General features: G+C 64.3%; 20 protein-coding genes and 4 tRNA genes. 7 read left to right on the top strand and 17 right to left on the bottom strand.

Annotated elements, in window-relative coordinates:
- Positions 1 to 2 precede the first annotated feature (2 nt).
- Positions 3 to 749, top strand: a complete 747-nt coding sequence (locus R3355_RS16800; protein ID WP_318962205.1) for an SDR family oxidoreductase — start codon at positions 3 to 5, stop codon at positions 747 to 749.
- 34 nt (positions 750 to 783) lie between these two features.
- Here the strand turns inward: R3355_RS16800 and R3355_RS16795 are convergent, their stop codons facing one another.
- Positions 784 to 1767, bottom strand: coding sequence for a tRNA-dihydrouridine synthase family protein (locus R3355_RS16795; RefSeq protein ID WP_318962204.1), 984 nt, complete (start codon positions 1765 to 1767; stop codon positions 784 to 786).
- A gap of 149 nt (positions 1768 to 1916) precedes the next feature.
- Between R3355_RS16795 and R3355_RS16790 the strand changes: the two genes are divergently transcribed.
- A complete protein-coding gene (locus R3355_RS16790) occupies positions 1917 to 2303 on the top strand; it encodes a hypothetical protein (RefSeq protein WP_318962202.1) in 387 nt (128 codons plus the stop codon).
- 12 nt (positions 2304 to 2315) lie between these two features.
- On the opposite strand, the gene R3355_RS16785 is transcribed toward R3355_RS16790, so the two are convergent.
- Complete coding sequence (locus R3355_RS16785) at positions 2316 to 2765, bottom strand: thioesterase family protein (protein ID WP_318951157.1); 450 nt, start codon at positions 2763 to 2765, stop codon at positions 2316 to 2318.
- Positions 2766 to 3180: 415 nt separating this feature from the next.
- Between R3355_RS16785 and R3355_RS16780 the strand changes: the two genes are divergently transcribed.
- Positions 3181 to 5043, top strand: coding sequence for a diguanylate cyclase (locus R3355_RS16780; RefSeq protein ID WP_318962201.1), 1863 nt, complete (start codon positions 3181 to 3183; stop codon positions 5041 to 5043).
- On the opposite strand, the gene R3355_RS16775 is transcribed toward R3355_RS16780, so the two are convergent.
- From R3355_RS16775 to R3355_RS16740, 8 genes are all read right to left on the bottom strand, one after another.
- Positions 5013 to 5852, bottom strand: coding sequence for an alpha/beta fold hydrolase (locus R3355_RS16775; RefSeq protein ID WP_318962200.1), 840 nt, complete (start codon positions 5850 to 5852; stop codon positions 5013 to 5015). The two genes, R3355_RS16780 and R3355_RS16775, sit on opposite strands and share 31 nt — an antisense overlap.
- Before the next feature lie 11 nt (positions 5853 to 5863).
- A complete protein-coding gene (locus tag R3355_RS16770) occupies positions 5864 to 6403 on the bottom strand; it encodes a TetR/AcrR family transcriptional regulator (protein ID WP_318962199.1) in 540 nt (179 codons plus the stop codon).
- A 170-nt stretch (positions 6404 to 6573) separates the two neighbouring features.
- Positions 6574 to 6649, bottom strand: a tRNA-Glu gene (locus R3355_RS16765).
- A gap of 63 nt (positions 6650 to 6712) precedes the next feature.
- A tRNA-Ala gene (locus tag R3355_RS16760) sits at positions 6713 to 6788 on the bottom strand.
- A 52-nt stretch (positions 6789 to 6840) separates the two neighbouring features.
- Positions 6841 to 6916: transfer RNA gene (locus R3355_RS16755), tRNA-Glu, on the bottom strand.
- Positions 6917 to 6981: 65 nt separating this feature from the next.
- Positions 6982 to 7057 (bottom strand) — tRNA-Ala (locus tag R3355_RS16750).
- A 145-nt stretch (positions 7058 to 7202) separates the two neighbouring features.
- Complete coding sequence (gltX, locus tag R3355_RS16745) at positions 7203 to 8684, bottom strand: glutamate--tRNA ligase (RefSeq protein ID WP_318962198.1); 1482 nt, start codon at positions 8682 to 8684, stop codon at positions 7203 to 7205.
- 32 nt (positions 8685 to 8716) lie between these two features.
- Positions 8717 to 9637: a LysR family transcriptional regulator gene (locus tag R3355_RS16740; RefSeq protein ID WP_318962196.1), complete on the bottom strand. Its 921-nt coding sequence runs from the start codon at positions 9635 to 9637 to the stop codon at positions 8717 to 8719.
- Between the two features lie 122 nt (positions 9638 to 9759).
- Between R3355_RS16740 and R3355_RS16735 the strand changes: the two genes are divergently transcribed.
- Complete coding sequence (locus R3355_RS16735) at positions 9760 to 10809, top strand: HlyD family secretion protein (protein WP_318962195.1); 1050 nt, start codon at positions 9760 to 9762, stop codon at positions 10807 to 10809.
- 49 nt (positions 10810 to 10858) lie between these two features.
- Entirely contained in the window at positions 10859 to 12349 is a 1491-nt protein-coding gene (locus tag R3355_RS16730) for an MDR family MFS transporter (protein ID WP_318962303.1), read from the top strand.
- Positions 12350 to 12362: 13 nt separating this feature from the next.
- On the opposite strand, the gene R3355_RS16725 is transcribed toward R3355_RS16730, so the two are convergent.
- From R3355_RS16725 to R3355_RS16705, 5 genes are all read right to left on the bottom strand, one after another.
- Positions 12363 to 14240 carry an MFS transporter gene (locus R3355_RS16725; protein ID WP_318962194.1) on the bottom strand — a complete coding sequence of 626 codons (1878 nt, stop codon included), beginning with the start codon at positions 14238 to 14240 and terminating at the stop codon, positions 12363 to 12365.
- 326 nt (positions 14241 to 14566) lie between these two features.
- Positions 14567 to 14896, bottom strand: a complete 330-nt coding sequence (locus tag R3355_RS16720) for an AzlD domain-containing protein (RefSeq protein WP_318962193.1) — start codon at positions 14894 to 14896, stop codon at positions 14567 to 14569.
- Positions 14896 to 15606: an AzlC family ABC transporter permease gene (locus R3355_RS16715; RefSeq protein ID WP_318962192.1), complete on the bottom strand. Its 711-nt coding sequence runs from the start codon at positions 15604 to 15606 to the stop codon at positions 14896 to 14898. Before R3355_RS16715 ends, R3355_RS16720 begins: the two co-directional genes overlap by 1 nt.
- A gap of 224 nt (positions 15607 to 15830) precedes the next feature.
- Positions 15831 to 16670 (bottom strand): AraC family transcriptional regulator, encoded by an 840-nt coding sequence (locus tag R3355_RS16710; RefSeq protein ID WP_318962191.1) that lies wholly within the window; start codon positions 16668 to 16670, stop codon positions 15831 to 15833.
- Between the two features lie 3 nt (positions 16671 to 16673).
- The gene (locus tag R3355_RS16705) at positions 16674 to 17243 is read right to left on the bottom strand and encodes a GNAT family protein (protein WP_318962190.1); all 570 of its coding nucleotides are present in this window, start codon (positions 17241 to 17243) and stop codon (positions 16674 to 16676) included.
- Between the two features lie 237 nt (positions 17244 to 17480).
- Here R3355_RS16705 and R3355_RS16700 point away from each other — a divergent pair, with 237 nt between their 5' ends.
- The gene (locus R3355_RS16700; protein WP_318962189.1) at positions 17481 to 20957 is read left to right on the top strand and encodes a PAS domain-containing hybrid sensor histidine kinase/response regulator; all 3477 of its coding nucleotides are present in this window, start codon (positions 17481 to 17483) and stop codon (positions 20955 to 20957) included.
- Positions 20958 to 21153: 196 nt separating this feature from the next.
- Positions 21154 to 22410: an MgtC/SapB family protein gene (locus R3355_RS16695; RefSeq protein WP_318962188.1), complete on the top strand. Its 1257-nt coding sequence runs from the start codon at positions 21154 to 21156 to the stop codon at positions 22408 to 22410.
- A gap of 57 nt (positions 22411 to 22467) precedes the next feature.
- Here R3355_RS16695 and rmuC read toward each other — a convergent pair whose 3' ends face one another.
- Positions 22468 to 23829, bottom strand: coding sequence for a DNA recombination protein RmuC (gene rmuC / locus R3355_RS16690; protein WP_318962302.1), 1362 nt, complete (start codon positions 23827 to 23829; stop codon positions 22468 to 22470).
- A 195-nt stretch (positions 23830 to 24024) separates the two neighbouring features.
- Positions 24025 to 24372 carry a sel1 repeat family protein gene (locus R3355_RS16685; RefSeq protein WP_318962187.1) on the bottom strand — a complete coding sequence of 116 codons (348 nt, stop codon included), beginning with the start codon at positions 24370 to 24372 and terminating at the stop codon, positions 24025 to 24027.
- Between the last annotated feature and the right edge of the window lie 376 nt (positions 24373 to 24748).

Genomic DNA, 24748 nt, shown 5'->3' with positions numbered 1-24748 from the left:
CAATGCGTAAAGTCATGCTGATAACCGGTGCCAGCCGCGGCATCGGCGCTGCCACCGCCAGGCTGGCAGCGACCCAGGGCTATGCCATATGCCTCAATTACCGTCAGCACAGCCACGCCGCCGAGGCTTTGGCAGAGCAGATCGTCGAGGCTGGCGGACAGGCCATCGCCGTGCAGGCCGACGTAGCCGATGAAGCCCAGGTACTGCGACTGTTCGCCAGCCTCGACCAGCACTTCGGCCGCCTCGACGTGCTGGTCAACAACGCCGGCATCCTGGAACAGCAGATGCGTCTGGAACAGATGGACCTCAACCGCTGGCAGCGGATCTTCGCCGTCAACGTATTCGGCAGCTTTCTCTGCGCCCGCGAGGCGGTCAAACGCATGTCGACCCGCCATGGCGGCAGCGGTGGCGCCATCGTCAACCTGTCGTCGGTGGCCGCCCGCCTCGGCGCGCCCGGCGAATACATCGACTATGCAGCCGCCAAGGGCGCCATCGACAGCCTGACCCTGGGCCTGGCCAAGGAAGTCGCCGGCGAAGGCATCCGCGTCAATGCCGTGCGCCCCGGGGTCATCGACACCGAGATCCACGCCAGCGGCGGCGAGCCGGCACGGGTCGCCCGGGTCAGCCAGAGCGTACCCATGGGCCGCGGTGGTCTGGCCGAGGAAGTCGCCCAGGCGATTCTCTGGCTGGCCAGCGACCAGGCGTCCTACACCAGCGGCGCACTGCTGGATGTCAGTGGCGGACGCTGAGTACACCGCCTGGCACCTACAAAAAGCCTTGCTCTCAGGCGATGGCCAGTTGTTCCTGGCGCTTGCTCAGGGGCAAATCAATGCCGAGCAAGGCATCGATCCGACTGCAATCGTTCTCCCGGCGCAGCAGATTGAACAACGCGAAGGCCTCGGGATAGCTGCGGGTGAGCATCGCCAGCCATTGCTTCAAGCGCCCCGGAGCATAGCGCGGGGACATCTTGCGCCTGGCCTGCAGCCAGAAGTCGGCGAGCAAGGGTTGCAGCGCCGCCCAGTCCATTTCGACCACGGTCTGCCCGACCCGCGCCGCGGCGATCTGCCGGGCCAGGTCCGGCCGCGCCACCAGGCCGCGGCCGAGCATGACGTCTTCGACGCCGCTGATTTCGCGGCAGCGCCGCCAGTCGTCCAGCGTCCACACCTCGCCATTGGCGAACACCGGCACCTTGACCGCCTCCTGCACCCGCGCCACCCACTCCCAATGAGCCGGCGGCTTGTAGCCCTCGACCTTGGTCCGCGCGTGCACCACCAGCTGCGCGGCCCCGCCTTCGGCCAGGGCCCGGGCACAGTCCAGGGCGTAGTCCTTATGCTCGAAACCCAGGCGCATCTTGGCCGTTACCGCAATCCCGGCCGGCACCGTGCGGCGCACCTCGCGGACGATGGCATGAAGCAGTTCCGGCTCTTTCAATAACACCGCGCCGCCACGGGACTTGTTCACGGTTTTCGCCGGGCAGCCGAAGTTGAGGTCAATCACCGGTGCACCGAGGCCGCAGGCAAAGGCGGCGTTATCCGCCAGGCACTGCGGATCGGAGCCGAGAAACTGCACGCGCAATGGCGTGCCAGCCGCCGTTTGCGCAGCGCTGAACAGTTCCGGCGCCAGCTTCTGGTAGGTCGAGGTCGGCAGCACCCGCTCGGTGACCCGGATAAATTCGGTCACGCACCAGTCGATGCCGCCGACCTGGGTCAGCACATCGCGGAGGATCTCGTCGACCAATCCTTCCATCGGTGCAAGGGCGATCTGCATAGTGAAAATCTCGAAAAAACGCCGCGTAGTGTACGCGGCGCATGGCCCTGGATGAAATGCCCTGCAGCGCACGCGAGGCGAACGAAATGGAACGCCATCGCCATCTGGGAGTCCACATCGAGGACACTACGACGCCATGGAGGACGAACATGCGCATCCTGATACTGCTCACCAGTCTGTACTTCGGCCTCGGCCTGAGCCAGGCAGAATCACGGAAAAACGGCGAATCCGAACTGCGCCCCGCGCCCGAACACATGGCCCAACTGGTGATCGGACGCGACCGCAAGGTGCCGAACACTTGTGCGGTCGAACTGCTCGTGGAAAACAAGCCGGTGGCACAACTGCCAGCCGGCAAGTCGGTGAGCCTGGATGTGCCGGCTGGCACGCTCTATCTCAGGGCACGACTGAAATCAGCGGACAGTTGCGATGCAGCCGGCCTGGCCAGCGGCCAGTCGGTTTTGCTCGAACCCGGGGAAACCCGACAGTACCTGGTAATGCTCGACAACAACGCACTGTTCCTGGCCCCGCAACTGTAATAACGGCGCGAGTCAAAGCTCCAGGGGAAAGGGCAACCGCAACGCACGGCCGTAACCCTCGACGAACTCGACCGGCATACGCTTGGGCTTGCCGCTGGACAGTTCGATGCAGACGAAGGTGGTCTTGGCTCGCAACAAGGTGATGCCATCCGCTGGACGCACCAGCTGAAAGCGCCGGTCCATCTTCAAGCGCTGATCCGACTCGACGATCCAGGTGGCCATCTGCAACTGCTGGTCTTCATAAGCACTGGCCAGGTAGTCGATCTCGTGGCGCAGCACCGCCATGGCCCGGTCGAGCCGGCGGTATTCGACCAGATCGAGGCCCAGGTACTGGGAATGACGCCAGGCGCAGCGCTCCAGCCAACTGACATAGACGGCATTATTGGCGTGACCGAGGCCGTCGATGTCGTCGGCAACCACGCTGATGTCGATCACGAACGGATCAGCCAGATCCCAGCTCATCCCCGTGACTCCAGGCTGCAGGTCAGCGCGCTGGCGGGCACGCATTCCAGGATACTGACAGCCACCGGACGCCTCTGTGGCACGCCCCTCTCCATCCTCAGACTCATGGGCTTTGCTCCTAAATCTTCATATGGCCTACCGTTGCGCTGGCCGATGCCGCATTTTAGGCGCTAAAGGCTCGACAACTCCATGCCACGGGCGTCAATTGCTGCTCGGCGAGCGGGGATGGACGAACTGCTGCCCGAATCAGACAGCAGATGGAAAGATTATGGATAATGGCCAAAAGCTTCTAGGCTCTGTTACCGTTTCGTCGCGACCGTGCCGAAACGGCGACAGACCCCGGGCTATGGACTGCATCAGGTGTCCTGATGATCGGCCTCCTACGCAGCCCCCCACTTAGCTGAGAATCTCGCACTTGGTTGTTGTCTTACGCCTGCTCTTGTTGATAGTGCTCCTGCCCAGCCTGAGCCTGGCAGATGTCCTATCGCTGCCCGCGACGGAGCAACCGGTGCTGCCCGGCCCCTTCTTGCAGGTCTGGCAAGATCCAGCAAAGCAGGCAGAAATAGACGATGTACGCCGCCTGCCCGACTCGGCCTGGCAGCCGGTTGGCCGCCGCGATGCCAGCTTCGGCTACAACGGCAGCGCCTACTGGCTGCGCCTGCAACTGCATAACCCCGAATCCCGCAGCATGGACTGGGTTCTGCTGATCGGTAACCCGCTGCTCGACTATCTGGATGCCTATGGCCTGGATGGCGAACGGGTCTACAGCGCTGGCGATCAGCGCCCGTTCGCGGCGCGCTGGATCGAACACCGGCAACTGCTGCTACCGCTGCACCTGGCCGCCGGGGAAAGCCGCGAACTGATCCTGCGCATGCAGACCGAAGGTTCGGCCAACCTCAGCGCCAGCCTGATGACCAGCGCAACCTTCAACCATCATGAACAACTCATGCTGCTCCTGCAGGGCCTGTTCTTCGGCGCGCTGGCGGCGATGTTCGTCTACAACCTGTCGATCTTCGTCATCACCCGCGACCGCGACTACCTCTGGTACAGCCTGTTCGTCGCCAGTTTCGGCGGCTATCAGTTCATCCAGCTCGGCTTCGCCCTGCAATGGCTCTGGTCGCAATCGCTGGACTGGCACCAACTGAGTTTCCCGCTCAGCTCGGCAGTGGCCACCCTGTTCGGCATCCTGTTCGCCTATGGCGTGCTCGACCTCAAGAATGCATCGCCGCGCTACACACAGATAGTGCGCGTACTGCTGGGCGGCACCTGGCTGGTCATCGGCCTGTCCTTGTTCGCGCCCTATCAGGTCGCACTGTTCGGCAGTTTCGCCCTGGTCATCGTCTGCGCCGCACTCGCCTGCCTGTTCACCCTGCTGCGCTGGCGCGAGGGCTATAAACCCGCCCGCCTGTTCGCCATCGGCTGGTTCGTGCTGATCACCGCCAGTCTGTTCAGCATCCTCAGCGGCACTGGCTTGATCGCCAACTCGCTGCTGACCCTGCACGCGCAACAGATCGGCGGACTGATCGAGCTGGTGGTTTTCTCCATCGCCCTGGCAGTGCGCATCCGCCAGGCGCAGAACGCCCAACGCCTGACCCAGGCGCAACTGCTCACCCAGGAGCAACAGCTGAGAGTGGAGCAGGCCAAAGGCCTGAGCCTGCAACGACAGCTCAACGAGGGCCTGGAGATCCGCGTCAAGGAACGCACAGCGGCACTGGAACAAGCCCTGAAGGCGCTGTCCGGCGCCAACCAGCAACTCTCCGAGCTGAATCGCCGGGATAGCCTGACCGGCCTGTTCAACCGCCATACCCTCAACGAAGAATTGCATCGCAGCCTGGCCCAGGCCGTGCGCAGCCAGCGCCCCATGGCCATCCTGATGATGGACCTCGACCACTTCAAGCAGGTCAACGACCACTATGGCCACCTGGCCGGCGATGCCTGCCTGCACCACGCCGCCCAACGTCTGCAACAACGCTTGCGCGCCGGCGACCTGCTCGCCCGCTTCGGCGGCGAAGAGTTCGTCGCCGTACTCAACGATACCGATCTGGCCGGCGCCCATGACCTGGCGGAACAACTGCGCGCCGACCTGGCCCGCCACCCTTGCACCTATCAAGGCCAGACCATCGGCCTGACCATCAGCATCGGGGTGTGCGCCGGGTTACCCGACAGTGCAGACAGCGAACAGCTGCTACAACACGCCGACCAGGCTCTCTATCGTGCCAAGGCGGCCGGCCGCAATCGGGTGGAAAGCTACGAGGCCAGCTCGCTTGACGAGGCCTGACGCAGCGCAGCCAATAGCTGCATAACCGCCTGCACCAGCTGCGGGTCAGACAACAGCCGCTGGTGCCCGCCCTGTTCGAGACGCAACAAGCGGCTATCGAACCAGGCCTCATGGATCGCCTGCGCCTCGCTATAGGGCACAACAGGGTCATCGGCGGCGTGCACGATCAAACCCGGGAAATCCAGCTGGTAGCACGCCACATCGAGATGCGCGGCCGGCATGCCAGCCTTTTCCTCGACCAGACGGACGAAATGCGCCCGCGCCTGGGCAGGCAAGCCCATATAGCGGGCGAAAAGCCGCAGCATGGTGAGGATCCGGCTCGGTGCCGCAATACTGACCACGGCCCCGGCACGCAAGCCCATCTGCGTCGCCAGTAAGGCACTGGCGCCGCCCATCGAGTGACCGATCACCGCTTGCAGTGGCGGCAACTCACTCGCTGCCTCGAGCAGGGCACGGGCGAACACTACCACATTGGCCTCCCGCCCCGGCGAGCGTCCGTGAGCAGGAGCATCCAGGGCGACCACACCGTAACCGGCCTGCACCAGTACTTTGATCAGCTCGGCGAACTGGGTCGGCCGGCCTTCCCAACCATGCATCAACAGCACCGTCGGACCGCTGCCCCAACGCAATGCCGACAGCCCGAAACGCAGGGTGATACGCTCGGCCCGAGCCAGTAGCGGCAACTCCCAATCGCGCGGCGGCAAATCGCGCGGCGTCATGAACTCACGTCGCAGCTTGCTTGCCACTGCCTGCGGCGCCACCCAGCCAACGGTGGCATTGAATCCACGCACCCAGTTCATGTTGTTCATTGCCTCTCTCCTCAAACGATCGCCGACTTGGCGGCACGCAGAACGCGGTCGGACAACTCGCCAGGGCCCAGCGCCCGCGCCAGCGCCAGCCCCCCCACCATCAAGGCGATATCGGCGAGCGCCCGGGAAGCGTCCTCGGGGCTTGCCGACAACTGCGCCACCATCAGTTCCAGATGTTCGGCCAAGGCCGTGCGAAAGCCCTCGGGCAGGCGCGTCAGCTCGCCCAGCGAGCTTGGCAGCGGGCAGGCCTGCTCGCTGGCATCGCGGTGCTTGCGCGACAGGTAGAACGCCGCCAGCAGCGCCCGCCTCTCGTCGGCCGGCAAGTCGTTGTCCATCTGCTTGATCAATTCGCGGCGCTGGCCGAGCAACTGCCTGAACGCCTCCAGCATCAGCGCATCCTTGCTCTCGAAGTGCGCATAGAAGCCACCCACAGTCAGCCCGGCGGCCCCCATCACCTCCCCGACACTCGGCTCGGCGGGACCGCGCTGCACCAACGCGGCACTTGCCGCAGAAAGAATGCGTTCACGGGTTTGAGCTTTCTTGTCGTTCATGCTTGCCTCCAAAATATTACGATTGAAATATTATGCTCGTAATAAATTTAGGCAAGCAGAATCCCTTACCACTGGTCGGGCCGATTGATCGGAAAGGAAAGCGAAGCAGAAAAACAAAAGGGCCATTCCGCAAAGAATGACCCTTAAAAGTCCCGCAGAGCGGGCAAAAATGGCGTCCCCTAGGGGACTCGAACCCCTGTTACCGCCGTGAAAGGGCGGTGTCCTAGGCCACTAGACGAAGGGGACGAAACCTTCGAAAAACAAGGCCAGCTTTACGCTGGCCCGTGGCAGTTACTACTGCTGCAAAATTGGTGGAGATAAACGGGATCGAACCGTTGACCTCTTGCATGCCATGCAAGCGCTCTCCCAGCTGAGCTATACCCCCAGATTTATCGCCTCGCGGCTCACAGCACCCAACGGAACTGCTTTTTAAATAGTGGCGTCCCCTAGGGGACTCGAACCCCTGTTACCGCCGTGAAAGGGCGGTGTCCTAGGCCACTAGACGAAGGGGACGCAAATACCCTTCAAAACTCAGCCAACTCGAGAGCTGACTGTGGCAAGCCTTTCGGCTTTGAGATTGGTGGAGCTAGACGGGATCGAACCGTCGACCTCTTGCATGCCATGCAAGCGCTCTCCCAGCTGAGCTATAGCCCCATCTCAAGGACGGGGCGCATGTTAAGAGGGCGCCCCGCTACTGTCAACAAAATTTTCACCTATAGCTGCTTTCTTTATGCTGACAGAACAACCACTTACCCTATCCCGATCAGCCACCTGGGCGCTCAAGCAGGATAACAGGCGATCAGGCGATGGACGCCAGCAGCTTTTCCCACTCCTTGTTTTCCTTTTTCGACACACCACCGAGCAGCTCGATGGCCTGACGCAGGCGGAAACGAGTGAGGTCCGGCCCGAGTATCTGCATGGCATCGAGCACCGATACCGAGCTGGCCTGACCGGTCACCGCCGCGAACATCAGCGGCATGGCGTCGCGCAGCTTCAACTGCAGGTGCTCGACCACCGCCTGGATACAACCGGTGATCCTGTCCTTTTCCCACTGGCGCAAGGCCTCCAGCTTCCACAGGATCAACTGCATGAGCTGACGCACCTGATCGGGCGACAGCTTCTTGTGCTCGAACAGCTTGGGGTCGGGGTTGACCCCACCAGCGAAGAAGAAGCTGGCCAGCGGCGCGATCTGACTGAAGGTTTCAACCCTGCCCTGCACGTGCGGGGCGATCTGCATCAGGTAATCGGAGTTGAATGCCCACTTCTGCGCACCGGCGGCGAACTCCTCGACCGTCAGCTCGCGCATCCACTGGCCGTTGAGCCAGGACAGCTTCTCCAGATCGAAGATCGGCCCGCCCAGCGACACGCGCTGGATGTCGAAATGCTCGACCATTTCGTCGAGGCTGAACTTCTCGCGCTCGTCCGGCATCGACCAGCCCATGCGCCCGAGGTAGTTGAGCATCGCTTGTGGCAAAAAGCCCATGCGTTCGTAGAAGGTGATCGAGGTCGGATTCTTGCGCTTGGACAACTTGCTCTTGTCCGGGTTACGCAGCAGCGGCATGTAGCACAGCTGCGGCTGTTCCCAGCCGAAGTATTCATAGAGCAGGATCAGCTTGGGCGCCGACGGCAACCACTCTTCGCCACGCAGCACATGGGTGATGCCCATCAGGTGATCGTCGACCACGTTGGCCAGGAAGTAGGTCGGCAGGCCATCGGTCTTCATCAGCACCTGCATGTCCATGCGATCCCAGGGGATCTCGACCTCGCCGCGGAGCATGTCCGGCACCACGCAGACGCCTTCGCTCGGCACCTTCATGCGCACCACGTTGGGCTCACCGGCAGCCAGGCGCCGCTGCACTTCATCGCCAGCCAGGTGCATGCAGTGGCCGTCGTAGCGCGGCGTCTGCTTGGCTTCCATCTGTTCGGCACGAACCTGGTCCAGACGCTCGGCACTGCAGAAACAGTGGAAGGCGTGGCCCTTGTCCACCAGCTCGGCGCTGTACTTCTGGTAGATATGCCCACGCTCGCTCTGCCGATACGGGCCATGCGGGCCGCCGACATCCGGGCCTTCGCTCCATTCGATACCGAGCCAGCGCAGAGCATCATAAATCTGTTGCTCCGACTCGCGGGTCGAGCGCAGCTGATCGGTGTCCTCGATACGCAAAATGAACTCGCCACCGTGCTGACGGGCAAAGCACAGGTTGAACAAGGCGATATAGGCAGTGCCTACATGCGGATCGCCGGTGGGCGACGGCGCGATACGGGTACGGACGGTGGTCATGGAATATCTCGAAGAATTGGAACGAAAGCCGATTAAGGCGGCGATGTTAACAGGCCTGCCGCAGTAGGCTCCAGCAGGCGCCCCTGTTCGACTGGCAGGCAGGCCATCAGGAAATCGAGAAAGGTTTTCACCTTCATCGCCTGGAAGCGCCGGGAAGGATAGACCGCGTACAGCTCGCCGACCGGCAGGCGCGCCCCGGGCAACAGCTCGATCAGCCGCCCGCCCTGGATCGCGCGCTCGCAGATCATGCTCGGCAGCCCGGCGATCCCGGCGCCGGCCAGCGCCGCTTCGCGGGCGAAGGTGATGTTGTTGCACGCCAGCACCCGCTGGCAGGCGATGCTCTCGTCAAGCAGCGGCCAATAGCGCGACGAGTCGCGGGGCAGCAGGATCGCCCGGTGCGACGCCAGGTCGGCGACCATCCGCGGGGTGCCATGCCGGGCCAGGTAATCCGGGCTGGCGCACAGCCGCCGCTCGGTCTCGAACAGCTTGCGCGCGATCAGCGTGGAATCCTGCGGCTGGCCGACCAGGATGACGATGTCCACGCCCTCCTCGACCGGATCGACGTTGCGCGAGGTCAATTCGACCTCCGCTGTGATCTGCGGGTACTGGCGCATGAACTCCCCCAGCACCCGGCCGAGGAACAGCTGGCCGAACTCGATCGGCGCGCTGATGCGCAGCAAGCCGGACGGTTCCGACTGCAACTGCATCACCGCCTGCTCGGCCTCGGCGAAGTCGAGCATGATCTGTCGACAGCGCTCGTAATAGGCCTGGCCGACTTCGGTCAGGCGCAACTTGCGCGTGGTGCGATTGAGCAGACGCACACCGAGGCGCTCCTCGAGCAAGGCAATCCGCCGACTGACCGTGGACTTCTGCATGCCCAGCCCCTGGGCAGCCAGGGTGAAGCTGTGGCACTCGACCACGCGGGTGAAGATCAGGGCATCATCAAGACCCATTATTGTTCCCTATAAGCAACAAAGCTTATGAATTTTAACCGCTGCAGACTCCAAAGGAACACTGTTAGATTCACCGATGCACTGTTGCCAACACCCTCTTGCCCGAACGTCGAGCGCCTGCCATGCCTGCCCAGCTGCAACGTCGTCTGTTTATCTTCCTGGCCGTACTCGGCCTCATCGCTGCGGCCTTCTCCGCCCACTGGCTGCTCATCGGGCGCTATCTCGAAAGTACCGACAACGCCTATGTGCAGGGGGAAATCACCCGAGTCTCCAGCCAGCTTGGCGCGCGCATCGCCAAGGTGTTGGTGGATGACAACCAGCATGTGCAGCAGGGCGAGTTGTTGCTGACACTGGAAAGCGCCGACGCCGAACTGGCGCAGCAGCGTGCCCAGGCCATCCTAGCCACCCGCGCAGCCGAACTGCTGCAGGCACAGAGCAAACTGCGCCGGCAGGCCAGCCTGATTGCCGCCAGCCAGGCTGGCGTAGCGACCAGCGAAGCCATCCTGGGGCGCACGCAAATCGATCTGTCACGCGCGCAAGCCCTGCGCAAACCCGGCTATGTGTCTGAAGAACGGGTGACCACCCTGGCTGCCGACAGCCGCGTCGCGCGCTCGCAGGTGAGCAGAGCCCAGGCGGATCTACAAGCCGAGCGCCAGCAGGTCAACAGCCTGCACGCCGAGATCAAGCGGCTTGAAGCGCAGATCGCCAGCGCCCGCACCGACTTGGCCCAAGCACAGCTGAACCTCTCGCGTACCGAGATCCATGCCCCCATCAGCGGCTTTATCGGCCAGCGCGCCGCTCGCAACGGCCAATACGTGCACGCCGGCGCCTATTTGCTGTCCCTGGTTCCGGATCAGGACATCTGGGTTCAAGCTAACTTCAAGGAGACCCAGATCGGCCGCATGCGGCCTGGGCAAAGTGCCGAACTGACCTTCGACAGCTTCCCCGACACTCCCATCGCGGCCCGGGTCGACAGCCTGTTCGCCGCCTCCGGCGCCCAGTTCAGCCTGCTGCCACCGGACAACGCCACCGGCAACTTCACCAAGGTGGTCCAGCGTTTCCCGATCAAGCTGACCTTCGCCGTGGACAATCCGCTCAAGGGCCTGATTCGTCCGGGCATGTCGGTAGAGGTCAAGGTCGACATCCAGGCCGACCAACCGCATGGCGGCTGATGCGCTGATTCGCCCCACCGGCGAACCCAGCCGGCGCGACTGGATCGCGGTGATGAGCGCCCTGCTTGGCGCCTTCATGGCGGTGCTGGACATCCAGATCACCAACTCCTCGCTCAAGGATATCCAGGGTGCGCTGTCGGCCACCCTGGAGGAAGGCTCGTGGATCTCCACCTCCTACCTGGTCGCCGAAATCATCATGATTCCGATGACGGCCTGGCTGGTCCAGCTGCTCTCCGCCCGACGCCTGGCGGTCTGGGTGTCGACCGGGTTCCTGGCGGCCTCGCTGCTCTGCTCGATGGCCTGGAGCCTGGAGAGCATGATCGTGTTCCGCGCCCTGCAGGGTTTCACCGGCGGCGCACTGATCCCCCTGGCGTTCACCCTGATCCTGATCAAACTGCCCGAACACCATCGCGCCAAGGGCATGGCCCTGTTCGCCCTGACAGCGACCTTCGCCCCGTCCATCGGGCCGACCCTGGGCGGCTGGCTGACGGAAAACTTCGGCTGGAAATACATCTTCTATATCAACGTGCTGCCCGGCCTGCTGATGATCGCCGGGCTGCTCTACGGCCTGGAAAGAAAAGCGCCGCACTGGGAGCTGCTGAAAACCAGCGACTATGCCGGCATTCTCACCCTCGGCCTGGGCCTGGGTTGCCTGCAGGTGTTTCTCGAGGAAGGTCATCGCAAGGACTGGCTGGAATCCAGCCTGATCGCCGGACTCGGCAGCATCGCGGCGATCAGCCTGGTGCTGTTCATCATCCTGCAGGTGTCGAGGCCGAACCCACTGATCAACCTCGGCGTGCTGCGCGAGCGCAACTTCGGCCTGTCGAGCATTTCCAGCGTCGGCCTGGGCATGGGCCTGTACGGTTCTATCTATGTGCTGCCGCTGTACCTGGCGCAGACCCAGGGCTACAACGCCCTGCAGATCGGCGAGGTGATCATGTGGATGGGCATTCCGCAGCTGTTTCTGATTCCCCTGGTGCCACTGCTGATGAAGGCGGTGTCGCCGAAGCTGCTCTGCGCCCTGGGTTTCGGCCTGTTCGGCGCCGCCAGCTTCGCCTCCGGCGTACTCAACCCGGACTTCGCCGGCGAGCAGTTCAAGCATATCCAGATCATCCGCGCCCTCGGCCAGCCGCTGGTCATGGTCACCATCTCACTGATCGCCACCGCCTACGTGCTGCCGCAGGATGCCGGCTCGGCCTCGAGCCTGTTCAACATCCTGCGCAACCTCGGCGGCGCCATCGGCATCGCCCTGCTCGCCACCCTGCTCGACAGCCGCGCCAAGGTCTATTTCGACTACCTGCGCGAGGCCCTGGTGCCGAGCAACCCGCAGGTCGCCGAGCGCCTCGCGCTACTGACCGAGAAACTCGGCAGCGAGCAGGCTGCCCTGGCCAAACTCAGCGAGATCACCCATCAGCAGGCGGCAATCATGGCCTACAACGACGCCTTCCACTGCATCGGCATCGCCCTCGCCATCAGCATGCTTGCCGTACTGCTGACCAGGCGCTTGCCCGCAGGCACGACCGGCGGCGCAGCGCATTGATACGCGCAGGCTCTCAGCGCACCTCGCCGCGTAGCGCCGCCACCTGCGCCTGCAACAGCTGCCGGTCGGCCTGTTCGGCACCGAGTGGCGCGCCGGCCACCAGCTTGATCCGCGACCACAGACGGCGGAACAGGCGCTTGCGTGGATCGCGGCTGAAGAAGCTGCCCCACAGGCCTTGCAGTGCCATGGGAATCACCGGCACCGGGTTTTCCGCGAGGATGCGTTCGATACCGCTCTTGAACTCGTTGATCTCGCCATCGCCGGTCAACTTGCCCTCGGGAAAGATGCACACCAGCTCGCCATTGCGCAGGTATTCGGCGATTTTCTTGAACGCCGCGTCGTAGATCAGCAGGTCCTCGTTGCGCCCGGCGATCGGTACAGTGCCGGCGGTGCGGAAGATGAAGTTGAGTACCGGCAGGTTGTAGATCTTGTAGTACATGACGAAGCGCACCGGCCGGCGCACCGCGCCGCCGACCAGCAGGGCATCGACGAAGGACACGTGGTTGCATACCAGCACCGCCGGGCCTTCCTCGGGGATGGCATCCAGCCCCTGGTGCTCGACCCGGTACAGCGAGTGGCCGAGCAGCCAGATCAGGAAGCGCATGCTGAATTCCGGCACCAGCTTGAAGATGTAGCTGTTGACCGCGACGTTCATCAGCGAGATGACCAGAAACAGCTGCGGAATCGACAGTTCGGCGACGCTGAGGAAGAGGATCGAGGCGATCGCCGAGACCACCATGAACAGCGCGTTGAGGATGTTGTTGGCGGCGATCACCCGCGCCCGCTCGTGTTCGGCGGTGCGCGACTGGATCAGGGCGTACAGCGGCACTATGTAGAAGCCGCCGAACAGGCCGATGCCGAGGATCGAGGACAGGATCCACCAGGCCTGGCCGTGGCTGAGCACCGCCAGCCAGTCGTGGGCCTGCGCGTCCTGCGGAAAACCGCCCGAGTGCCACCAGAGCAGCACGCCGAACAGGGTCAGGCCGATCGAGCCGAAGGGCACCAGGCCGATCTCCACCTTGTGCCCGCTCATCCGCTCGCAGAGCATCGAACCCAGCGCGATGCCCACCGAGAACACCGCGAGAATCAGGGTCACCACGCTTTCGTCGCCGTACAGCCACTGTTTGGCATAGGCCGGAATCTGCGTCAGGTAGACCGCACCGAGAAACCAGAACCAGGAGTTGCCGACCAGCGAGCGCGAGACCGCAGGCCGCTGCTCGACCAGGCCCAGGCGCATGATCCGCCACGACTGACGAAAGATATTCCAGTCCAGCACCAGCTCCGGCAGCGCCGCATGGGCACGGGGAATGCTGCGACTGGCCAGGTAGCCGAGCACCGCCACCGTCACCACGGTGCCGGCAACCAGGCTGGCGTAGCCGCTGCTGGCCATCATGATACCGGCGCCGATGGTGCCGGCGAGAATCGCCAGGAAGGTGCCCATCTCCACCAGGGCGTTGCCGCCGACCAATTCCTCCTCGCGCAGGTGCTGCGGCAGGATCGAATACTTGACCGGACCGAACAGCGCCGACTGGGTGCCCATGCAGAACAGCACGGCGAGCATCAGCGGCAGATTATTCAGCAGCACCCCGGCGGCGCCGGCAAGCATGATCAGGATCTCGGCGAACTTGATCGTGCGGATCAGGCGGTCCTTGGCGAACTTCTCGCCGAACTGCCCGCCGAGCGCGGAAAACAGGAAGAACGGCAGGATGAACAGCAGCGCGCAGAGATTGACCAGCAGGCTGCCGTCCGCCCCGGAGCTGAGCTTGTAGAGGATGGCGAGGATCAGCGACTGCTTGAAGATGTTGTCGTTGAAGGCGCCGAGCAGCTGCGTGAGGAAGAACGGCAGGAAGCGCCTTGTGCCGAGCAGGGTGAATTGCGAGTGTGGGGTCATCGTCCATGTACCTGGCATGAGGGCCGTGCAGGGCCGGGAAAACCGCGGGCGCCGCAACGCCCGTCCAGCATTGGACTGCAACAAGCCCCGGCAAAGCCACAGGAAACGGCGATTTTTGCCGCTTCTTAACGTGAAAGTCGCCCAGCGACGCCCTCCTTATGCCCTTCTCCCTCCGGCAGGCGGCTCCCGCTCTCGAAAATGCTCCCGGCATTTTTCCTACATCCCCCATCCATGGGGTCGCCGGCGGGAGTACCGCATTCGCCACATCCCTGTGGGTCAAGGTGGCGCGCAGCGCCGGATGAGGGCAGCGGGCAAAACCACCGATCTCAGAGCGGCAACTGGCCCAGCGCCCAGCGCAACAGGAAGAACACCAGCAGACCGCCGCCAATGGTCGCCAGCAGGTGCCGGGTAACGGCGGCGATGGCGATAGTCGCCAGCCCCGCCCACAGGTAGGCATTGTCCAGGCTCAGCGCCCAGTGCCGGCCGTCCGGCAGCAGCATGCCCGGCAGCACGATGGCGGTGAGCACCGCGGTCGGCACGAAATGCAGGCCCTGGCGCACCAGCGGCGGGAAGCGCAGGTCGGGAAAGGCGAACAGGCTGTAGCGAATCGAAAAGGTGATCGCCAGCATGCCGAAGATCAATAACCAGTTGTCCATCAGGCCAGCGCCTCCACGTCCACTTCGCTACGTCGCTCCAGCAGCACGCCGACGACGATCCCGCTGAACGCCGCAGCCAGCAGACCGAGCTTGTACGGCCAGGCATGGCAGGCCAGTGCCACCGCGCCGGCCACCAGCGCCGCCGCCACCTGCGGACGAGAGCGCAACATGGGTACGACGATGCCGATAAAGGTTGCCAGCATGGCGAAGTCCAGGCCCCAGGCAGCGAGGTTCGGCACGCGTTGGCCGAACAGCACGCCGACCAGGGTGCACAGCTGCCAGTTCAGGTACATGGCCAGCGCCGCGCCGAGGAAATACCAGTGCTTGTGCGGCGAACTGTCGGACTCGGTGTAGCGATTGAGCACCACCGCGTAGGCCTCGTCGGTCAGCCAGAACGCCAGCGGCATGCGCCAGCGCTTGGGCAGATGGCGCACAAAGGGTTGCAGGCTGGCGCTGTACAGGGCGTGGCGCAGGTTGACCACCAGGGTGGTAAGCAGCAGCACGGCCAGGCCGGTACCGGCGCCAAGCAGGCTGATGGCGATGAACTGCGCCGAGCCGGCGAACACCAGCAGCGACATGCCGAGGGCCTGCCAGGCGCTCAGGCCGGCGGCCCCGGCCAGGCTGCCGAAAATGATGCCGAAGGGTATGGCGCCGAGCAACATCGGCAGCATGTCGCGGGCGCCCTGGGCGAACTCGTGTTGACGGGACATGGATCCTCCTTGAGCTGCGCAGGTTACACCGCAGCCCTGAGGACGGTCTTGAACGATCTTGCGCAGTCAAATAGCGGCGGGCCGCCTGCATGGGGAGTGAGCGTCGCCGGCACACAGAGAACCATCGCGAAATCATTGCCAGGATGACCTCGACCCGTAGGGTGCGCCGTGCGCACCAAATACCCGCCACCCCCGGTGCGCACGGCCTAGGCGGCCCGCGCAACCTACCCGGGCCGGCCGCTGCAGGCCTTGCGGTAGGCGCCCGGGCCGACGCCATAGGTCTGTTTGAATTGCCGACTCAGGTGGCTCTGGTCGGCGAAGCCCAATTGCATGGCCACGCTCAGTGGCGTGCAGCCGTTTTTCAGCAGGCCGCGCGCCTGCTCCAGGCGGCGCTGCATCAGCCAGGCGTGGGGCGGCAGGCCGGTGGCGCGGCGGAACACCCGGGCGAAATGAAAAGGCGAGAGGTTGACCGCCTGGGCCAGCGCTTCCAGCGACGGTGGTTCGGCCAGCTGGCTGCTGAGCAAATCCTTGGCCCGCGCCACGGCCCGGGGTTCGTGTCCTGGCGCGCGGCCAGCCGGAATGCGCGCATGTCGCTGGAACAGCGCCAGGATCGCCTCGCGCCAGGCGGTCTGCTGCTGCAAGGCACTGGCCCGGCTGTCGAGCAACCGATGCAACTCGGCGAACATGCGGTGCAGCTGCGGGTCATGCAATACGCTGTCGGCAAACGACGGCAGGCCGCCCGTGTCCAGTCCCAGCTCGGCCAACACCCCGCCAACCAGGTGGTTATCCGGGTAGAAACCGCGGTAGCGCCAGCCCTGTTCATGGGCCCTGGAGCCGGTGTGCAGTTCATCCGGGTTGATCAGCACCATGCTGCCGACCGGCGCCAGGTGGTCGCTGCCACGATGACGGAACGACTGCGCGCCCTGCTCGATCACGGTGAAGACAAACCCCTCATGCACATGCGGGGTGAAGCGCTGCTCGATGTAGTGGGCATGCAGCAGCTCGACCCCGTGCAACTCGCGCGAGGTCCAGAAACGTGTGCGCTCAACCTCGGTCCGTGCCATCGATCAACCGCTGAAACGCGCCTCCAGCTGTTGCTTGAGCGCCGGCCACTGCTGGTCGGTGACGCTGTACAGCACGCTGTCGTCCAGGCGTCCGTCGGCCAGTCGGCGATGATTGCGCAACACGCCCTCGCGTTGTGCACCGAGTTTTTCGATCGCGCGCTGCGAACGCAGGTTGCTGGCGGCGGTTTTCAACTGCACACGGACCATGCGCCAGTTCTCGAAGGCATGGCGCAACATCAGGTACTTGACCATGGCGTTCAGGCCGGTGCCGTGCTGGCTGTGATCGAGCCAGGTCCAGCCGATCTCGGCGGCGGGCAGCGCCGGCATGAAGTCGCCGAACCGGGTGGTACCCACCAGTTGCTCACCGAGACGGATGACGAACGGCAACGCCTTGCCTTCACGCTGGTCGAGCAAGCCCTGGCGGTACCAGTCCAGGCGCTGGGTGCCACTCATGTGGATCAGCTCCTGGCGATTGGCTTCGGCCAGGGTCACCAGTGCCGGAATATCGGCATCAAGCATCGGTTCGATACGCAGCGCACCGCGCTGCAGGGTAATCAATTGCGGCTTGAACATGGGCTCCCTCCTCCGACTAGACGCAAGCGCGCCACGCTAACAGGGCAGGCGCCCGACCACAATTGCCAAGAGGTGGCAGCCGACCGGCTTGCGACCTTGGTCGCGCCTGACGGCACGGCACTTTGCTGCGACACTGCTGAGCATTCATTTGAAGTATTGTCTCGTCTTGAGAGGGGCCGTGATCGGCACCTGCATTAAGACCGGACAAGTCCCATATAGTTTGCTGTCGGAGTCCCCATGTCGTTGTCCAGCGGGCTGATCGCTGCGGTCGCCTTGACCTATATGGCCATTCTCTTCGCCATCGCCTTCTATGGCGACCGCCGCCGCGCGCCCTTGCCGCCGCGCATGCGCGCCTGGGTCTACAGCCTGTCGCTGGCGGTCTACTGCACCAGTTGGACCTTCTTCGGCGCGGTCGGCCAGGCCGCCGAGCAGCTCTGGTCATTCCTGCCGATCTACCTGGGGCCGATCATCCTCATGCTGTTCGCCCCCTGGGTGCTGCAGAAGATGGTGATGATCAGCAAAGAGGAGAACATCACCTCGATCGCCGACTTCATCGCCGCGCGCTACGGCAAATCCCAGGCCCTGGCGATAGTCGTGGCGCTGATCTGCCTGGTCGGCGTGCTGCCCTATATCGCCTTGCAACTCAAGGGCATCGTGCTCGGGGTCAACCTGCTGATTGGCGCCGGTGCCGACTCCACGGGCACCCGCGCCCAGGACACCGCACTGATCGTATCGCTGGTCCTGGCGCTGTTCACCATCCTGTTCGGCACGCGCAACCTCGACGTCACCGAACACCACCGCGGCATGGTCCTGGCGATCGCCTTCGAATCACTGGTCAAGCTGCTGGCCTTCCTCGCCGTCGGCGCCTTCGTCACCTACGGGCTGTACAACGGTTTCGGCGACCTGTTCGACCAGGCCCGCAACACCCCCGCACTCGACGACTTCTGGGCCGAGACAGTGAACTGGCCAGCAATGATGACGCTGACCGGCATGTCGACGATCGCCATCATCTGCCTGCCGCGGCAGTTCCACGTCACCGTGGTGGAGAATATCGAACCGCGGGACCTGCTCCTGGCGCGCTGGGTGTTCCCGGCTTACCTGGTGCTCGCCGCGCTGTTCGTCGTGCCCATCGCCCTGGCCGGGCAGATGCTGCTGCCGGCCGGGGTCAGCCCGGACTCCTTCGTCATCAGCCTGCCGCTGGCCCAGGCGCATCCGGCCCTGGCCGTGCTGGCCTTTATCGGCGGCGCCTCGGCCGCCACCGGCATGGTCATCGTCGCCTCGGTGGCACTGTCGACCATGATCTCCAACGACATGCTGCTGCCCTGGCTGCTGCGCCGGCAGAACACCGAACGGCCGTTCGAGGCCTTCCGCCACTGGATGCTCACGGCGCGACGGGTGAGCATCGTGCTGATCCTGCTGTTGGCCTATGTCTGCTACCGCCTGCTCGGCTCCAACGCCAGCCTGGCGACCATTGGCCAGGTCTCGTTCGCCGCCATCGGCCAGCTTGCACCGGCCATGTTCGGTGCCCTGGTGTGGAAGCAGGCCAACCGCCGCGGCGTGTTCGCCGGGATGATCTTCGGCGCACTGATCTGGTTCTACACCCTGGTCATGCCCCTGGTGGCACGCAGCCTGGGCTGGTCGCTGGACAGTTTGCCCGGCCTGCAAGGCCTGCTCTACGCGCCGATCGGCTTCCAGGTCGACGCTCTGACCCGCGGCGTGGTGCTGTCGCTGGCCGGCAACTTCCTGCTGTTTGCCTGGGTGTCCTGGTTCTCCCGCACGCGGGTTTCCGAACACTGGCAGGCCGGTCGCTTCATCGGCCACGACTTCGGTGCCAAGCCGAGCAACCGCAGCCTGCTGGCGGTCCAGGTCAACGACTTGCTGATCCTCGCCAGTCGCTTCGTCGGCGAGGAGCGCGCGCAACAGAGCTTCATGCGCTGCGCCTACCGCCAGGGCCAGAGCTTCAACCCCAACCTGCCGGCCAACAGCGAGTGGATCGCCCACACCGAACGCCTGCTCGCCGGCGTGCTCGGCGCTTCCTCGACCCGCGCGGTGGTCAAGGCGGCCATCGAAGGGCGCGAGATGCAGGTCGAGGATGTGGTGCGCATCGTCGACGAGGCCAGCGAGGTGCTGCAGTTCAACCGCGCCCTGCTGCAGGGGGCGATCGAGAACATCACCCAGGGCATCAGTGTGGTCGACCAGGCGCTGCGCCTGGTGGCCTGGAACCATAGGTACGTCGAGCTGTTCGACTACCCGGACGGCCTGATCTACGTCGGCCGACCGATTGCCGAGATCATCCGCTTCAACGCCGAACGCGGCATGCTCGGCGTCGGCGATGTCGAGGAAAGCATCGCCAGGCGCCTGCACTGGATGCGCCAGGGCACCGCCCACACGTATGAGCGCACCTTCCCCAACGGTCGGGTGATCGAACTGATCGGCAACCCGATGCCCGGCGGCGGCTTCGTCATGAGCTTCACCGATATCACCGAGTTCCGCGAGGCCGAGCGCGCGCTCAAGGACGCCAACGAAGGCCTGGAACAGCGGGTCATCGAACGTACCCATGAGCTGTCGCAACTGAATCAGGCGCTGACCGAGGCCAAGGGCGTGGCCGAGGCGGCCAACCAGTCTAAAACCCGCTTCCTCGCCGCGGTCAGCCACGACCTGATGCAGCCGCTGAATGCCGCCCGGCTGTTCTCCGCCGCACTCTCCCACCAGGAAGACGCCCTGCCGCACGAAACCAAGGAACTGGTGCGCCACCTGGACAGCTCGCTGCGCTCGGCGGAAGACCTGATCAGCGATCTGCTGGACATCTCGCGCCTGGAAAATGGCCGCATCACCCCGGAGCGCAATGCCTTCGTGCTCAACAACCTGTTCGATACCCTGGGCGCCGAGTTCAAGGTACTGGCCGCCGAATGCGGCATCGACTTCCGCCTGCGCGGCAGCCGCCTGCGCGTGGACAGTGACAGCAAGCTGCTGCGCCGGGTGCTGCAGAATTTCCTCACCAACGCCTTCCGCTACGCCAAAGGCCGCGTGCTGCTGGGCGTGCGCCGCTCGGGCGGGCAGTTGCGCCTGGAAGTCTGGGATCGCGGCCCGGGCATCCCAGAAGACAAGCGCAAGGTCATCTTCGAGGAATTCAAGCGCCTGGACAGCCACCAGACCCGCGCCGAAAAAGGCCTCGGCCTCGGCCTGGCGATTGCCGACGGCCTGTGTCGGGTGCTCGAACACAAGCTGGAGGTGCGCTCCTGGCCGGGCAAGGGCAGCGTGTTCAGCGTCACCGTACCGCTGGCCCGCACCCCGCCGGCCAAACCCAAGCCAGCCAGCGCCGAACTCAACGGCCAGTTGCTGACCGGCAGCCAGGTGCTGTGCATCGACAACGAGGACAGCATCCTCACCGGCATGCACAGCCTGCTGTCGCGCTGGGGTTGCCAGGTCTGGACCGCGCGCAATCGCCTGGAATGCGAACACCTGCTCAGCGAGGATGTGCGCCCGCACCTGGCCCTGGTCGACTACCACCTCGACGAAGGCGAGACCGGCACCGAGCTGATGGCCTGGCTGCGCACCCGCCTGGGCGAGCCGGTGCCAGGCGTGGTGATCAGCGCCGACGGCCGCCCCGAACTGATCGCCGAAGTCCACGCCGCCGGCCTCGACTACCTGGCCAAACCGGTCAAACCGGCCGCCCTGCGCGCCCTGCTCAGCCGCCACCTGACGTTGCGCTAGGCTGGCCGCGGGAACCGCTCGCGGCTCAAGCCCCTCCCACAAGGAGCAACGCGCTTTCGCCGTGGGAGCGGCTGGGCGGCACTCCGCTTCAGCCGCGATTGCCAGTGACCGCAACACTCACCCACTGACCTGCCGCAATACATCGCCCCGGCGACTGGCTAGACTGCCAGCATCAAGCCCCGTTCAAGGACGCAGCATGCCCGAGGCTCTCGACACCCTACTGAACTTCGCCAGTGCGCTGGCGGCAGGCCTGCTGATTGGTGCCGAACGCGGCTGGCAGGAGCGCAACACCGAGGACGGCCACCTGGCCGCCGGTATCCGCACATTTGGCTTGAGCGGCCTGCTCGGCGGTTTCGCCATGCTGCTCGGCGAACACTTCGGCGTGGTCGCCTGGGCAGTCATCTTCGTCGGTTTCGCCGCCCTGGTACTCGCCTCCTACTTCGGCGACCTGATGCAGTTGGGCGACCGCGGTCTGACCAGCGAAGTGGCGATGCTGATCACCTTCATCCTCGGTAGCCTGGCAGTCGCCGGACATCCTCCTCTGGCCGCCGCCGGTGCCGTGGCGGTGGCACTGCTACTGAGCCTCAAACGTACCCTGCACGGTGCTCTGCGCCGACTCAGCGAGGCGGAACTGTCGGGGGTACTGAAACTGCTGTTCATCTCCCTGGTGCTGCTGCCGGCCCTGCCCAACCAGGGCTACGGCCCCTGGCAGGTGTTCAACCCCTACGTCACCTGGTGGATGGTGGTGCTGATCGCCGGCCTCGGCTTTGCCGCCTATGTGGCCATTCGCCTGGTCGGCACCCGCCACGGCCTGCTGATCACCGCGCTGCTGGGCGGCATTGTCTCCTCCACCGCGATGACCATCACCCTCGCCCGCCTGAACCAGGAGCGCAGCCTGCACGCCATGTTGGCCTGCGGCCTGCTGGCAACCTCGGCACTGATGTTCCCCCGCGTACTGCTGGAAGTCGGTCTGATCAATGCCCAATTGCTGCCGCGCCTGCTCTGGCCATTGGGCGTGGCGGCCCTGGTCTATGCCGGGGGCGCGCTGGTGTATTTCCGTCTGGCCGGCGACCCGCGAGAGGAAAGCGCCGAACCGCCGCTGAAGAACCCCTTCGAGCTGGGCTCGGCACTGCGCTTTGCCGCGCTGCTGGTGCTGATCCTGTTTCTGGCGGAAGGCGCCCGACGCTGGCTTGGCGATGCTGGTGTGTACCTGGTGGCGCTGCTCTCCGGACTTGCCGACGTGGACCCCATCACCCTGACCCTGGCACGCAGCGCCAAGACCGAGCTGGCTCCCCAGGTCGCGGTGCAGGGCATCTTCCTCGCGGTTCTGAGTAACAGCCTGGTCAAGGGCTTGCTGATCGCTCTGATCGGCGGCCGTCAGCTGGCCCTGCGCACCCTGCCGGTGATGGCCGCAGGCCTGCTGGCGGGCGCGGCAGTACTGCTGCTGGTTTGAGAACGAGCGGGTTTCCTACGCAACCTCGGCGTTTTGCATGCGCGCCTTGTGCCGACCCTACTCTGCCGCCTCATCCAGCACCGCCACGCCGGCCGCCTGCTCGAGCAACTCGGGCGGCAGGCTCTTGCTCGCGCGGGCACCGAGCAGCTTGAGATTCTCCACCCGACTGATGATATTGCCGCGACCGTCGCACAGCTTGTTGCGCGCCGCGGCATAGGCCTTGTCCAGCTGCTGCAGGCGTGCGCCGACTTCGTCCAGATCCTGGATGAAGGCGACGAACTTGTCGTACAGCGCCCCGGCGCGCTCGGCGATCTCGCGCGCGTTCTGGCCCTGGCGCTCCTGGCGCCAGAGGCTGTCGATCACCCGCAGGGTCGCCAGCAGGGTGGTCGGACTAACAATCACGATGTGCTGCTCGAAGGCCTCCTGGAACAAGCCGTCATCGGCCTGCAGAGCGGCGGCGAAGGCCGCCTCTATCGGCACAAACAAGAGCACGAAATCCAGACTGTGCAGCCCTTCCAGGCGCTGGTAATCCTTCAGCGACAAGCCCTTCAAATGACCACGCAGTGACAGCACATGCTGTTTCAGGGCCTGTTGCCGGATTGGTTCGTCTGCGCCGGCGATGTATTGCTGGTAGGCCGTCAGGCTGACCTTGGCATCCACCACCACCTGCCTGTCGCCCGGCAGCTGGATCAGCACATCGGGCTGGAAACGCTGGCCGTCCGGGCTCTTCAGGCTGACCTGGGTCTGGTATTCGCGCCCCTTCTCCAGCCCGGCATGTTCCAGCACCCGCTCCAGCACCAGCTCGCCCCAATTACCCTGGATTTTTTGGCCTTGCAGGGCACGGGTCAGGTTGGTCGCTTCATCGCCCAGACGCTGATTGAGCTGCTGCAGACGCTCAAGTTCCTTGCCCAGCGAGAAGCGCTCGCGAGCTTCCTGCTGGTAGCTCTCCTCGACGCGTTTTTCGAAGGACTGGATGCGCTCCTTGAGCGGATCGAGCAACTGGCCCAGGCGCTGTTGGCTGGTCTCGGCGAAGCGTTGCTCACGCTCGTCGAAGATCTTCCCGGCCAACTCGGCGAACTGCGCCCGCAGCTCGTCGCGCGAGCCCTGCAGGTCGTCCAGGCGCTGCTGGTGGCTGCCCTGCTGCTCACGCAACTCGGCACTCAAGGCCGCCCGTTCGGCGCTCAGGCGTCGCAGTTCGGCTTCCTGCTGCTCACGTTGGGAGTGCCAGGCCAGGGCGGCCTCGCGGGCGATCTGCCGCTCGTGCTGGAGCAGTTCGGTCTCGCGCCGCTTGGCCGCCAACTCGGCTTGCTGGTCGGCCTTGATCTCGCTGATCTCGGCGATCTCCTGGCGGCATTCATCGAGCTGCGCACTCAAGCCGGCCTGAGCCAACTGGGCACTGCCCAGACGCTCCTGCAGCAGGCTGGACTCGAGTTGCGCATTGGCTGCACGCCGTTGCAGCGCCCAGGCCAGCGCCAGTAGCGGCAGGCCAGCCAGAGCCAGGCCGAGCAGCAGCGCAGGTAGCTGAGAAGGTAAATCGATGGGCATAAGCGGCTCCGCGCAAGATTGCCGGGCAGTATACCCAGCCCGGCCCCACGCAGAACGCTCAGACGCGGATCAGAGACCGTTCAGCAGCTGCCTGGCTTCAAGCGAACCCTGTGCCGCTGCCAGCTCCAGCCAGTGGCGCGCCTGCAATGTTTCATTGCTGCGCGGCTGGCTGTACAGCCGGCCCAGCTCAAGCTGGGCCTGGCGATCGCCGGAACGTGCGGCCTGGCGCAACAATCCGAAGCCGATACGCCGGTCGCGGGGATTGCCGCAGTCGTGGCAGAGCAATTGCCCCAGCCGGCTCTGGGCCAACACCACACCCTGACGTGCCGGCTGCTTGAGCAACTGACCGGCGAAGCGCTTGACGCTTGTCGCCTGACCGAAACGCGAGCTGTCCAGCAGCCAGAGCGCAACGCGCATCGGCAAGCGAGGGCTAACAGGGGATGTTGCAGCGGATAAACGGGGCAATGCGCGTGACATAAGAAGCAGCGATAGCAGGAAAGGCGGGCACTCTACTCCTTTTTTCGCCGAGGTAAAGCCCGAAAAACTCGTTCAGCGGCGTGCTAGAGCGGGCGCCTGGGACAATCCACAGAAGCTGTGGATAACTCAGTGGATAACATGGGAGCAAGACGCCTGATCGCCTATGTTATGGGGCCTGAAGTCAAACTGATGATTTTTTCACCAGCATAAAAAATTCATATTTTTCATTGACTTAAAAAATCACCATAAAGAATCAAGGATTTACATCAATCACAAATGCAGCCTTGACAAGGCGCTTCGTAATTGTGCACAAGTT

Source organism: Pseudomonas sp. (genome assembly GCF_033723075.1).
Lineage (GTDB): Bacteria > Pseudomonadota > Gammaproteobacteria > Pseudomonadales > Pseudomonadaceae > Aquipseudomonas.
The sequence above is the reverse complement of the archived record's forward strand: the minus strand, read 5'-3'. Positions and strand labels throughout refer to the sequence as shown.